This window comes from Streptomyces sp. NPDC005496, assembly GCF_042872045.1.
Taxonomy (GTDB): Bacteria; Actinomycetota; Actinomycetes; order Streptomycetales; family Streptomycetaceae; genus Streptomyces.
This window is the reverse complement of sequence record NZ_JBIAJQ010000015.1, coordinates 198,276-210,307: the sequence shown is the minus strand read 5'-3', so window position 1 is coordinate 210,307 and position 12,032 is coordinate 198,276. Positions and strand designations below refer to the sequence as shown.

Here is a 12,032-nt window from a genome sequence, read left to right as displayed (position 1 = left end):
CACACAAGCCGGCCGGAGGGAAAGCGATGGGTAGGACACTCGCGGAGAAGGTCTGGGACGACCACGTCGTCCGGCGCGCCGAGGGCGAGCCCGACCTCCTCTTCATCGATCTGCACCTGCTGCACGAGGTGACCAGCCCGCAGGCCTTCGACGGCCTCCGTCAGGCCGGCCGTCCGGTGCGCCGCCTCGACCTCACCATCGCCACCGAGGATCACAACACCCCGACCCTCGACATCGACAAGCCCATCGCGGACCCGGTCTCCCGGGTCCAGCTGGAGACGCTGCGCAAGAACTGCGCGGAGTTCGGTGTCCGGCTGCACTCGCTGGGCGACGTGGAGCAGGGCGTCGTCCACGTGGTGGGACCGCAGCTGGGCCTGACCCAGCCGGGCACCACCGTGGTCTGCGGCGACTCCCACACCTCCACGCACGGCGCCTTCGGCGCGCTGGCGTTCGGCATCGGCACCTCGCAGGTCGAGCACGTGCTGGCCACCCAGACGCTGCCGCTGGCCCGCCCCAAGACCATGGCCATCACGGTCGACGGCGAACTGCCCGAGGACGTCACCGCCAAGGACCTGATCCTGGCGATCATCACGAAGATCGGCACCGGCGGCGGCCAGGGCTACATCCTGGAATACCGCGGCTCGGCCATCGAGAAGCTCTCGATGGAGGCCCGGATGACCATCTGCAACATGTCGATCGAGGCCGGCGCCCGTGCGGGCATGATCGCTCCCGACGAGACGACCTTCGAGTACATCAAGGGCCGCGACCACGCCCCCGAGGGCGAGGACTGGGACGCCGCCGTCGCGTACTGGAAGACCCTGAAGTCCGACGAGGACGCGGAATTCGACGCCGAGGTCGTCATCGACGCCGCCTCGCTGGCGCCGTTCGTCACCTGGGGCACCAACCCGGGCCAGGGCGCACCCCTTTCGGCGGCCGTCCCCGATCCGGCTTCGTACGAGGACGCTTCGGAGCGCCACGCCGCCGAAAAGGCCCTGGAGTACATGGGGTTGACCGCGGGGCAGCCGCTGCGCGAGATCAAGGTGGACACGGTCTTCGTAGGTTCGTGCACCAACGGCCGCATCGAGGACCTGCGCGCCGCCGCCTCCATCGTCGAGGGCCGCAAAGTCGCCGACGGCGTACGCATGCTGGTCGTCCCCGGCTCCGCACGGGTCGGTCTGCAGGCCGTCTCCGAGGGCCTGGACGTGGTCTTCAAGGAGGCCGGCGCCGAATGGCGGCACGCGGGCTGCTCGATGTGCCTGGGCATGAACCCGGACCAGCTGGCCCCCGGTGAGCGCTCGGCGTCCACCTCCAACCGCAACTTCGAGGGCAGGCAGGGCAAGGGCGGCCGTACGCATCTGGTCTCGCCGCAGGTCGCCGCCGCCACCGCCGTGCTGGGCCATCTGGCCTCGCCGGCCGACCTGTCCGACGCGCCTGCCGCCCGTACGCCCGCTGGAGTCTGAGAAGTCATGGAAGCATTCACCACGCACACCGGCCGGGCCGTCCCGCTGCGCCGCAGCAACGTCGACACCGACCAGATCATCCCTGCTCACTGGCTCAAGAAGGTGACGCGGGACGGTTTCGAGGACGGGCTGTTCGAGGCCTGGCGCAAGGACCCGTCGTTCATCCTCAACCAGCCCGAGCGCGCGGGCGCCACGGTCCTGGTCGCCGGTCCCGACTTCGGTACGGGCTCCTCGCGCGAGCACGCCGTCTGGGCCCTGCAGAACTACGGCTTCAAGGCCGTGATCTCGTCCCGCTTCGCCGACATCTTCCGGGGCAACTCGCTGAAGAACGGCCTGCTCACCGTGGTCCTGGAGCAGCGGACCGTGGACGCGCTGCAGGACCTCGCCGAGAAGGACCCGCAGGCCGAGATCACGGTCGACCTGGAGGCCCGCGAGGTGCGCGCCGAGGGCATCACCGCCGCCTTCGAGCTCGACGAGAACGCCCGCTGGCGGCTGCTGAACGGGCTGGACGACATCTCCATCACCCTGCAGAACGAGGGCGACATCGCCGCGTACGAGGCGAAGCGCCCCTCGTACAAGCCGAAGACGCTCCAGGTCTGACAGGTGGGCCGGACGAACGGCTGACACAAGGCTGGTTTCAGCCACCCGCAACACCCCTCTGTACCCCCAATCGTGGACGGTTGGGGGTACAGCGGTGTCTGCCCCCGGAACACCTTCCCGGCACCCCTTCGGCCTGCCAACTTCCCACGTTACGGCGGTGGTTGGCGGGGTAGGCGAACCTGAAAGCCGCGTGGCGCCGGGGTGTTCGGGAGGCCGCCACAGGCCGCAGTTGCCCCCTGCGCAGGCGACAACTCGCCCCAGATGGCACAATCTGTGCATGGAACACGACGGCCAACTCGAGCTCTATACGGCGGTCGCGGCCCAACTCAAGGAAGCGCACACACAAGTGCGCGCACTGCAAGTCCCGGAGGGCGTACGGATGGCGCTGGCCCGGAAGCTGCTGGTCATTACGGCCGTGGCCAAGCACGATCTCGCCGATGCGACAAGGCGTCTGGAGCGGTTCATGGCGGACCTCGACGAGGGTCGATTCCCGGAAGAGGAACGCTGAGAACTCCGCGACAGCCCGAGTTCGTTGCGGCACAAGGGTGATTAGCCCGTTTCGTGTTTGATTTGCGGTATATATCTGCCTAACGTGCGAAAACGCTTGAACACTTTCGTTCTGGCAATGTCTCCGAAGGGGAAGACGTGAACAAGGCGCAGCTCGTAGAAGCGATTGCGGACAAGGTCGGCGGCCGTCAGCAGGCCGCCGACGCGGTCGACGCCGTACTGGACGCGGTCGTCCGTGCGGTCGTCAGCGGCGAAAGGGTCTCGGTCACCGGCTTCGGTTCGTTCGAGAAGGTCGACCGCCCGGCCCGCTACGCCCGCAACCCGCAGACGGGAGAGCGTGTTCGGGTCAAGAAGACCTCGGTGCCGCGCTTCCGCGCCGGTCAGGGCTTCAAGGACCTGGTGAGCGGCTCGAAGAAGCTGCCGCGCGGCGGCGAGGTCGCCGTCAAGAAGGCCCCCAAGGGCAGCCTGTCCGGCGGCGCTTCCGCGACGGTCAAGAAGGCCGCGGCCAAGAAGACCACCGCCAAGAAGGCGACAGGCGCCGCCAGGAAGACCACCGCCACCGCGAAGAAGACGACGGCGACGCCGGCGAAGAAGACCACCGCCACGGCGAAGAAGGCCACGGCGAAGAAGACCACCGCCAAGAAGGCCGCCACCGGCACCAAGAAGGCCGCCGCCAAGAAGACCACCGCCAAGAAGGCGACGGGTACGGCGAAGAAGGCCCCGGCGGCCAAGAAGGCGACGGCCACCAAGGCCCCCGCCAAGAAGTCGACGGCTCGCAAGACCACCGCCAAGAAGGCCACCGCCCGCAGGTAGCAGGGGCGCAGGGCAACTCACGCGCCGGGCCGGGCTCCCACCGGGAGCCCGGCCCGCGGCGTGTCCGGGCGCGGCGGGCGCCCGCTCAGAACGTGTGCAGCGTGACCAGGGTGATCCGGCGCGAGGCGCCCTCGCCCTCGAACTCGACGCGCACCCGCTGCCCCGGGCGCAGCAGCCGCAGGGCGCCCGCGTCGAACGCCGGCGCGTCGAAGGGCACCGGGGTGCCGTCGTCGAGCAGCACCTGGCCGCTGCGGGTCTCGGGGTCGTACGTGTACGCGGTCGCCTGCATGAGGGAAGCCTAGGGCCTGCGGCGCGGGCGCACTTCCCCGAGGACCCGTCCCGGGCGCCGTGCTACGGGGGGACTTCAGGGGGCCGGCGGACCCGCGGTCCCCACCGGACGGCCCGGGATCAGCAGCCGGGCCGCCGCGGCCGCCGTACGCGCGCCCACGCCCAGTGCCAGCGCCGCCCGCAGGTCGTCGCCGGTGTCGACGTCCTGGCGTACCGAATCCACCGCTTCCAGGTCCAGTTCCGCGGCTCCCGACGCCCGGTGGCGGGCGCGGGAGGCGGTCCCGAACGACGGCAGCAATTCCCGGCCCGGGGCGGCGGCCAGCAGGGTGGTGCCGATTGCCGCGGCGTCCGCGAGAAAAGCGCGGGGGAATTCCGCGGCGGCGTCGAGTACCCGTTCCAATTCCGTGTGCCGCAGCGCCGGCAGATCCGCGTTCAGAGCGGCCACCGCGCTTTCGGGACTTCGGGAACGCACCACCGCCGCCGCGTGCGCGAGTGCCGCGTTCAGGCCGCCCGCCGGTTCGTCGGGGACGATCCGGGCTCCCAGCGACGCCAGCTCCCGCCCGGCCAGGGAATCGTCCGTGACGACCGCCACATCGCGGACCGCGGCGCAGGCCAGCGCGGCCGCCACGGTGTCCTGGGCGAAAGCGAGGGCGAGGCCCGGACGCAGCACGTCCCCAGCGGTGTCCGAGAGCCTGCTCTTGGCCCGCGCCAGCGCTTTGAGCGGTATGACCAACGTCCACTGCACGAGCGTTCCGTCCCCTCTTGTCGCGCCCATTGTGACCCGTGCCCCCGGGGACGCCCACGACCGGGGCGTACGGTGTTCTCGACAGACCGGCGGCCCGGGGTGACACTTGTGCGGGCCCCCAGGCCCTAGAGGAAGGTGTCCGCGTGCCCCGCCGCAGAATCGGCTTCTGGTACCGCTTCGCAGCGGTCCTGTGCAAACCGCCACTGGTGGTTCTGATCAAGCGGGACTGGCGTGGAATGGAGAACATTCCGGCTGAGGGCGGATTTATCACCGCGGTGAACCACAATTCGCATGTGGACCCGTTCGCCTACGCACACTTCCAGTACAACACCGGGCGGGTTCCCCGATTTCTGGCGAAGGCGGCGCTTTTCCGCAAGGGGTTCGTGGGCGCCGCGATGCGCGGCACCGGACAGATCCCCGTCTACCGCGAGAGCACCGACGCGCTGAGCGCGTTCCGGGCCGCGATCGAGGCCGTGGAGCGCGGCGAATGCGTCGCCTTCTACCCCGAGGGCACCCTCACCCGTGACCCCGACGGCTGGCCCATGACCGGCAAGACGGGGGCCGCGCGGGTCGCGCTGCAGACCAAGTGCCCGGTGATCCCGGTCGCCCAGTGGGGAGCCAACGAACTGCTCCCGCCCTACGCCAAGAAGCCCAACCTCCTTCCCCGCAAGACCCACCGGGTGCTGGCGGGCCCGCCGGTGGACCTCTCGCGCTTCTACGGCAAGGACATGACCCCCGACCTCCTCAAGGAGGCGACCGAGGTCATCATGGCCGCCGTCACCGCGCTGCTGGAGGAGATCCGCGGGGAGAAGGCGCCCGAGACGCCCTACGACCCCCGCCAGGTACGCATCGAACAGCGCCGCAGGGCCGCGGCGAAGGCGAAGACACAGCAGGAAGAGGGGCAAGGCGCGTGAGCAAGCCGGTCAGGGCGGCCGTCTTCGGGACCGGATCGTGGGGCACGGCCTTCGGCATGGTGCTCGCCGACGCGGGGTGCGACGTCACCCTGTGGGGGCGCCGCGCCGAACTCGCCGAAGCGGTCAACTCCACGCGTACGAACCCGGACTACCTGCCCGGCGTCGAACTCCCGGAGAACCTGCGCGCCACCACGGACCCCGCCGAGGCCGCGGCCGACGCCGACTTCACCGTGCTCGCCGTGCCCTCGCAGACCCTGCGCGGCAACCTCGCCGAGTGGGTGCCGTTGCTCGCCCCCGACACCGTCCTCGTCTCCCTGATGAAGGGCGTCGAACTCGGCTCCGCCATGCGGATGAGCGAGGTCATCGAGGACGTCGCCAAGGTCGGCGAGGACCGCGTCGCCGTGGTCACCGGGCCCAACCTCGCCCGTGAGATCGCCGCGCGGATGCCGGCCGCCTCCGTGGTCGCCTGCCGCTCCGAGGCCGTCGCCCGGCGCCTCCAGGCCGCCTGCCACACGCCGTACTTCCGCCCGTACACCATCACCGACGTCATCGGCAGCGAACTCGGCGGCGCCGTCAAGAACGTGATCGGACTCGCCGTCGGCATCGCGGACGGCATGGGGCTCGGCGACAACGCCAAGGGCTCGCTGATCACCCGCGGGCTCGCCGAGACCACCCGGCTCGGCCTCGCCATGGGCGCCGACCCGTTCACCTTCTCCGGACTCGCGGGCCTGGGCGACCTGGTGGCCACCTGCTCCTCGCCGCTCTCGCGCAACCACACCTTCGGCACCAACCTCGGCAAGGGCATGACCCTCCAGGAGACCATCGCCGTCACCAGGCAGACCGCCGAGGGCGTCAAGTCCTGCGAATCGGTGCTGGATCTGGCGCGCCGGCACGGGGTCGACATGCCCATCACGGAGACAGTCGTGGGCATCGTCCACGAGGGCAAGCCGCCGGTGGTCGCGCTCAAGGAACTCATGTCGCGCAGCGCCAAACCGGAACGCCGCTGACGCCTCCCCGCACCGCCCGACCTGCCCGCGGCGGCGTGCCGCGACGCTCCGCTGTCGTCGGGGCGACAGTGAGCGACGGCAGGCGGACGGTCTCGGGCAACGCCGCCGTGGGGCGCTGACTCACCGCCTACCACCGGGTACTCTCAACGCGATATGAGCACCGAGAACCTCCCCCAGAGCCCCGAGCAGCCGCCTCGCAAGCCGCGCGTGGCCGTCGTCTTCGGCGGTCGCAGCTCCGAACACGGGATCTCCGTGGTCACGGCCGGCGCGGTCCTGCGCGCCATCGACCGTACGAAGTACGACGTACTGCCGATCGGCATCACCCAGGACGGCCGTTGGGCGCTCACGGCGGACGAGCCGGAACGGATGGCGATCGTCGACCGGCGCCAGCCCAGCGTCGACGAGCTGGCCGACGCCGGCGAGGGCGGCGTGGTGCTCCCCGTCGACCCGGCCAACCGCGAAGTCGTCTACAGCGAGCCGGGTTCGGTCCCCAAGGCCCTCGGCGAGGTCGACGTCGTCTTCCCCGTGCTGCACGGCCCCTACGGCGAGGACGGCACCCTCCAGGGCCTCCTGGAACTCTCCGGCGTGCCCTACGTCGGCGCCGGTGTGCTCGCCTCGGCCGTCGGCCAGGACAAGGAGTACATGAAGCGGGTGTTCACCTCCTTCGGGCTGGAGGTGGGCCCGTACGTGGTGATCCGGCCGCGCGAGTGGGACGGCGACCGCTCCGCCGCCCGCAAGAAGATCATCGATTTCGCCGGCGAGCACGGCTGGCCGCTGTTCGTGAAGCCCGCGCGCGCGGGTTCGTCGATCGGCATCACCAAGGTCGACGACCTCGGCGCTCTGGACGAGGCGATCGAGGAGGCCCGGCGCCACGACCCGAAGATCATCGTGGAGGCGCTGCTGCGCGGCCGCGAGATCGAGTGCGGGGTCCTGGAGTTCGAGGACGGTCCGCGGGCCAGCCTGCCCGCCGAGATCCCGCCGGCCCAGTCGCACGCGTACTACGACTTCGAGGCCAAGTACATCGACTCCACCCCCGGCATCGTGCCCGCCCCGCTGACGCCCGAGCAGACCGCCGACGTCCGGCGGCTCGCGGTCGACGCCTTCGAGGCCGTGTCCTGCGAGGGCCTGGTGCGCGCGGACTTCTTCCTCACCGAGGACGGGAAGTTCGTGATCAACGAGGTCAACACCATGCCCGGCTTCACGCCGATCTCGATGTACCCGAAGATGTGGGAGGCGAGCGGCATCGGCTACCCGGAGCTCGTGGACCTGCTGATCCGGGCGGCGCTGCGGCGGTCCACCGGACTGCGCTGACCGTCCGTCCGCGACGTCAGTCGGCGATCCCCTCGGGGATCGCCTTCTTGACGGGCTTCGCCAGATCGACGAGCGCCCCCGCCCCGTTCTTGGAGTGCTCCGCGCTGAGCCGTACCTCGACGTACGCCCTGCGCAGGCTCGACGTGAAGACGTACGAGCCGTCGTCCCGTTCCTGCACCAGCCAGCCCACGCCGTTGATCACGGTGCTGGACGCCTTCGGATCGAGCATCTCGGCGGGTCGTACGACACCGCAGCGCAGTATGATCGCCGGGCCTCCCCAGCCCGCGGTCAGCGCGGACCGGGGCTCGGGGTCCTCCCGCTCCAGGCCGTCCACCTTTTCCGGCAGCACCTTGTCCAGGTTCCGGCACAGCCGGGCGGCGTTCTCGCCCGGGCTGGGAACCGCGGCGGCTGCGCTGTCGTCTGCTGAGGAGCAGCCGGTGACGGCGATCAACAGGGCGAGCACGGACAGCCCGGGGGCAGCGTTCGGCCGGTGACGGAAGATGTTCACCGGCCAAGGGTAGACGGGGGCTACAGGTGCACGACCGGGCAGGTCAGGGTGCGGGTGATGCCGTCCACTTGCTGGACCTTGGCGACCACCATGCGGCCGAGTTCGTCGACGGTGTCGGCCTGGGCCCGCACGATCACGTCGTACGGCCCTGTCACGTCCTCGGCCTGGATCACCCCCGGGATCTTGCTGATCGATTCGGCGACGGTCGACGCCTTGCCGACCTCCGTCTGGATCAGGATGTACGCCTGTACCACGGAACCTCCAGGGCGGCCACGAGGATCATGTGGGGAAAAGGAACGCCACGGTATCGCGTCGCCGCTCGCCACGGGGAGACCCGCGGGGCCTGGGGCTTGCGCGCCGGGGTGCACGGACTGCACAAGTTGACGGTCAACTCGACCGTACCGAGTACAGAGACGGCTCGCGACCGGGCACCGGCCGCGGCAGAGGGAGCAGTACGACGATGAAGGGCACCGTGGGCGAGTTGGGGGAGTTCGGGCTCATCAGAGAGCTCACGTCGCGTCTTACCACCACCCCGGCGGTCCGGGTCGGTCCCGGTGACGACGCCGCGGTCGTCGCCGCCCCGGACCGCAGGGTCGTGGCGAGCACCGACATCCTCCTGGAGGGGCGGCACTTCCGCCGCGACTGGTCCACGGCGTACGACGTGGGACGCAAGGCGGCCGCGCAGAACCTCGCGGACATCGCCGCGATGGGAGCCGTGCCGACCGCGCTGCTGCTCGGCCTGGTCGTGCCGGCCGAACTGCCCGCCACCTGGCCGTCGGAGCTGATGGACGGGCTGCGCGACGAGTGCCAGGTCGCGGGGGCGGCCGTGGTCGGCGGCGACGTCGTACGGGGCGACACGATCACCGTCGCGATCACGGCGCTCGGCGACCTGCGCAACCACGAGCCGGTGACCCGGGCCGGCGCGCAGCCCGGCGACGTCGTCGCCGTGACGGGCTGGCTGGGCTGGTCGGCGGCCGGGTTCGCCGTGCTGTCCCGCGGCTTCCGCTCGCCGCGCGCGTTCGTGGAGGCGCACCGGCGCCCCGAACCGCCGTACCACGCGGGCCCCGCCGCCGCCGGACTCGGCGCGACCTCGATGACGGACGTCAGCGACGGCCTGATCGCCGACCTCGGGCACATCGCCGAGGCCAGCAAGGTGCGCATCGACGTGCGCTCCGGGGACATCGACATCCCCTCGCAGATGAACGACATCGGGCAGGCCGTCGGCGTCGACCCGATCCAGTGGGTGCTCACCGGTGGCGAGGACCACGCCATCGTGGCGACGTTCCCGCCGGACGTGAAGCTGCCCGCACGCTGGAAGGTGATCGGCGAGGTGCTCAACCCGTCGGCGCTGCCGCAGGTGACGGTCGACGGGGCGCCCTGGACGAACAAGGGCGGCTGGGACCACTTCGGGGACATCGAGTCGTGACGCCGAGGTGCTCATCGCGGGGGCGGTGAGCACCTTTCCGGGCGGCGCCGTGGCCCACGCGCGCGCGGGGACAGCAAAAAGCCGGTCCACTGGGAAGTGGACCGGCTCAGAGCAGCGAACCAGCAGTGGCCGCGCGCGACGGGGATCCCCCCTGCTCGAGCGGAGCCAGAGCGTGGGGAAGTTGCGTCAGCGCGAGACCTTGCCGGCCTTGATGCACGAGGTGCAAGCGTTCACGCGCTTCGGCGTCCCGCCCACCACGGTACGGACGCGCTGGATGTTCGGGTTCCAGCGACGGGGCGTACGGCGGTGCGAGTGCGAGATGTTGTTGCCGAAGCCCGGCCCCTTGCCGCAGACGTCGCAGTTGGCAGCCACGGGTCACTCCAAAGACTTCAGATGCTCTTACGGTGGATCCCGGCATGCCGGGATCAAGATCTAGGATCTGAGTGGCGGTGCCAGGGGGAAGGCCCGATCGGATCGGGCAACCGGAGCAGCATACAACGACTGCGTCCGTACAACGAAACTACCATGGCGGCGCGCGGACCTTCCCCGGCCTCATCAGGGCCCTCTTCCGTCGGGGACCCGTCCTGGGTCTACGCTGCGTCCCACGTCCGGCAGCTCAAGGAGGCGCAGGTGCCGCAGGTGCCGCAGACATTGGACGCATCCGCGGTGCGCACCTGGTGCGGTCTCGCGCTGGAGGCCCTGGGACGGGCCCGCGAGGAGATCGACGCCATCAATGTCTATCCCGTGGCCGACGGTGACACCGGGACGAACCTCTATCTGACCGTCGAGTCGGCGGCCACGGCCGTCGAGGCGGTCTTCGCCGGGCACCACGCGATGTACGTGACGGACCCCGCACGCCAGAAGGGCCACAGCGCCGCGTCGGACCCGGCCGGGCGGCCCAGCCTGGCGGAGGCCGCGCGGGCCATGGCGCACGGCGCCCTGATCGGGGCCCGCGGCAACTCCGGGACGATCCTCGCGCAGCTGCTGCGCGGCATGGCACAGGTGCTCGCCGCCGACAGTGACACCTCTCACACCGACGGACCGGGGCTGCGGCTCGCCCTTCGGCACGCGGCCGACTCCGCCCGCCGGGCCGTCGCCCACCCCGTCGAGGGCACGGTGCTCACCGTCGCCTCGGCCGCCGCCGACGCGGCCACCGGCGCCGAGGGCGACTGCGGGGCGGTCGCGCGGGCGGCGTACGAGGGAGCGCGGGCGGCCCTGGCGGCGACACCGGGGCAGCTGGCCGTCCTGGAGCGGGCGGGAGTGGTCGACGCGGGCGGCCGGGGCCTCGTGGCCGTCCTCGCCGCCCTGGTGCAGACGTTCACCGGTGAGGCGCCCGGGGGAGCGGCGATATCCGTCCTGGCCGTGCGGACGGAGCACGCGCCGGCGGAGGGGGAGGCGCGCGCCGCGGACGACCGCCACGCGCGCGTGGCCGACGACGGCGCCCACGCACGCGTGGCCGTCGGGAGCGGCGACGAGGAGAGCCCCGCCGAGGTGTGCGCGGACGCGACGCCCGACGCCGACGGCCCGGCCTTCGAGGTGATCTACCTGCTGGAGGCGGAGGACGCGGCCGTCGCGCGGCTCAGGGAGCGGCTCGACCGGCTCGGGGACTCCCTCGTCGTGGTCGGCGGCGACGGCCTGTGGAACGTCCACGTGCACGTCGACGACGCCGGCGCCGCCGTCGAGGCGGGCATCGAGGCGGGACGGCCGTACCGGATCCGGATCACCCACTTCGGGCTGGACGACGCTCACACGGCCGGCGGGCGGGCGGTGCGCCCGCCCCGGGAGCGCACCCAGCGGGCCGTCGTAGCGGTCGTGCCCGGCGAGGGCCTGGCGGGCCTGTACGCCGAGGCCGGGGCGACGAGCGTGCTCGCGCGACCGGGGGAGCCGCCCGCCAGCGGTGAGCTGGTCGAGGCGGTACGGCGTGCCCACGCGCGCGAGGTGGTGCTCCTGCCGAACGACCCGGAACTGCGCCACACCGCGGCCGCCGCCGCCGAACAGGCACGCGCGGAGGGCGTCCGGGTCGCCCTGATCCCGACCCGGTCCGCGGTGCAGGGCATCGCCGCGCTCGCCGTCCACGAACCGGACCGCCGTTTCGACGAGGACGTCGTCGCGATGACGTCCGCCGCCGGTGCCACCCGCCATGCGGAGGTCCTGGTCGCCGAGCGGCAGTCCTGGACCATGGCGGGCATCTGCCAGGCCGGCGACATCCTCGGGCTCATCGACGGCGACGTCGCCGTCATCGGCTCCGACCTCGCCGACACCGCCGAGGTCGTGCTGAACCGCATGCTGTCGGCGGGCGGCGAGATGGTCACCCTCGTGCTGGGCGACGAGGCGCCCGAGACCGTCGCCGCCCACCTCGAGGCGTGCGTCCGGGAGTCCTACCTCGCGGTGGACACCGTGGTCTACCGGGGCGGACGCCAGGGAGCGCTGCTGCTCATCGGGGTGGAGTAGCG

The 12,032-nt window shown here is 71.5% G+C and carries 14 protein-coding genes; 9 read left to right on the top strand and 5 right to left on the bottom strand.

What is annotated here, in order from left to right; genetic code table 11:
- Positions 1-26: 26 nt before the first annotated feature.
- From leuC to ACFYQQ_RS36230, 4 genes are all read left to right on the top strand, one after another.
- Positions 27-1,460, top strand: coding sequence for a 3-isopropylmalate dehydratase large subunit (gene leuC / locus ACFYQQ_RS36245; RefSeq protein ID WP_355790773.1), 1,434 nt, complete (start codon positions 27-29; stop codon positions 1,458-1,460).
- 6 nt (positions 1,461-1,466) lie between these two features.
- Positions 1,467-2,060 (top strand): 3-isopropylmalate dehydratase small subunit, encoded by a 594-nt coding sequence (gene leuD / locus ACFYQQ_RS36240; RefSeq protein WP_355790776.1) that lies wholly within the window; start codon positions 1,467-1,469, stop codon positions 2,058-2,060.
- A gap of 277 nt (positions 2,061-2,337) precedes the next feature.
- The gene (locus tag ACFYQQ_RS36235) at positions 2,338-2,568 is read left to right on the top strand and encodes a hypothetical protein (protein WP_355790779.1); all 231 of its coding nucleotides are present in this window, start codon (positions 2,338-2,340) and stop codon (positions 2,566-2,568) included.
- Positions 2,569-2,705: 137 nt separating this feature from the next.
- The gene (locus ACFYQQ_RS36230) at positions 2,706-3,380 is read left to right on the top strand and encodes an HU family DNA-binding protein (RefSeq protein WP_355790782.1); all 675 of its coding nucleotides are present in this window, start codon (positions 2,706-2,708) and stop codon (positions 3,378-3,380) included.
- An 85-nt stretch (positions 3,381-3,465) separates the two neighbouring features.
- Here the strand turns inward: ACFYQQ_RS36230 and ACFYQQ_RS36225 are convergent, their stop codons facing one another.
- Together ACFYQQ_RS36225 and cofC are read right to left on the bottom strand one after the other, a co-directional pair.
- Positions 3,466-3,669, bottom strand: coding sequence for a hypothetical protein (locus ACFYQQ_RS36225; RefSeq protein ID WP_388906787.1), 204 nt, complete (start codon positions 3,667-3,669; stop codon positions 3,466-3,468).
- 75 nt (positions 3,670-3,744) lie between these two features.
- Positions 3,745-4,413: a 2-phospho-L-lactate guanylyltransferase gene (gene cofC / locus ACFYQQ_RS36220; protein WP_388906784.1), complete on the bottom strand. Its 669-nt coding sequence runs from the start codon at positions 4,411-4,413 to the stop codon at positions 3,745-3,747.
- A 143-nt stretch (positions 4,414-4,556) separates the two neighbouring features.
- Here cofC and ACFYQQ_RS36215 point away from each other — a divergent pair, with 143 nt between their 5' ends.
- The 3 genes from ACFYQQ_RS36215 to ACFYQQ_RS36205 all read left to right on the top strand — a co-directional run bounded on the left by ACFYQQ_RS36215 (position 4,557) and on the right by ACFYQQ_RS36205 (position 7,645).
- The gene (locus ACFYQQ_RS36215; RefSeq protein ID WP_355784667.1) at positions 4,557-5,327 is read left to right on the top strand and encodes a lysophospholipid acyltransferase family protein; all 771 of its coding nucleotides are present in this window, start codon (positions 4,557-4,559) and stop codon (positions 5,325-5,327) included.
- Positions 5,324-6,334 carry an NAD(P)H-dependent glycerol-3-phosphate dehydrogenase gene (locus ACFYQQ_RS36210; RefSeq protein WP_355784670.1) on the top strand — a complete coding sequence of 337 codons (1,011 nt, stop codon included), beginning with the start codon at positions 5,324-5,326 and terminating at the stop codon, positions 6,332-6,334. Before ACFYQQ_RS36215 ends, ACFYQQ_RS36210 begins: the two co-directional genes overlap by 4 nt.
- A 153-nt stretch (positions 6,335-6,487) precedes the next feature.
- A complete protein-coding gene (locus tag ACFYQQ_RS36205) occupies positions 6,488-7,645 on the top strand; it encodes a D-alanine--D-alanine ligase family protein (protein WP_356171914.1) in 1,158 nt (385 codons plus the stop codon).
- A gap of 16 nt (positions 7,646-7,661) precedes the next feature.
- Here ACFYQQ_RS36205 and ACFYQQ_RS36200 read toward each other — a convergent pair whose 3' ends face one another.
- Both ACFYQQ_RS36200 and ACFYQQ_RS36195 read right to left on the bottom strand, forming a co-directional pair.
- Complete coding sequence (locus ACFYQQ_RS36200) at positions 7,662-8,153, bottom strand: DUF3515 domain-containing protein (protein ID WP_355791001.1); 492 nt, start codon at positions 8,151-8,153, stop codon at positions 7,662-7,664.
- A gap of 20 nt (positions 8,154-8,173) precedes the next feature.
- Positions 8,174-8,407 (bottom strand): Lrp/AsnC ligand binding domain-containing protein, encoded by a 234-nt coding sequence (locus ACFYQQ_RS36195; RefSeq protein ID WP_121406178.1) that lies wholly within the window; start codon positions 8,405-8,407, stop codon positions 8,174-8,176.
- 206 nt (positions 8,408-8,613) lie between these two features.
- Here ACFYQQ_RS36195 and ACFYQQ_RS36190 point away from each other — a divergent pair, with 206 nt between their 5' ends.
- Positions 8,614-9,579, top strand: coding sequence for a thiamine-phosphate kinase (locus ACFYQQ_RS36190; RefSeq protein WP_355785655.1), 966 nt, complete (start codon positions 8,614-8,616; stop codon positions 9,577-9,579).
- 186 nt (positions 9,580-9,765) lie between these two features.
- Here ACFYQQ_RS36190 and rpmB read toward each other — a convergent pair whose 3' ends face one another.
- Positions 9,766-9,951 (bottom strand): 50S ribosomal protein L28, encoded by a 186-nt coding sequence (rpmB, locus tag ACFYQQ_RS36185; RefSeq protein WP_004924906.1) that lies wholly within the window; start codon positions 9,949-9,951, stop codon positions 9,766-9,768.
- A gap of 258 nt (positions 9,952-10,209) precedes the next feature.
- Between rpmB and ACFYQQ_RS36180 the strand changes: the two genes are divergently transcribed.
- Positions 10,210-12,030, top strand: coding sequence for a DAK2 domain-containing protein (locus tag ACFYQQ_RS36180; RefSeq protein WP_388906779.1), 1,821 nt, complete (start codon positions 10,210-10,212; stop codon positions 12,028-12,030).
- Positions 12,031-12,032 lie beyond the last annotated feature (2 nt).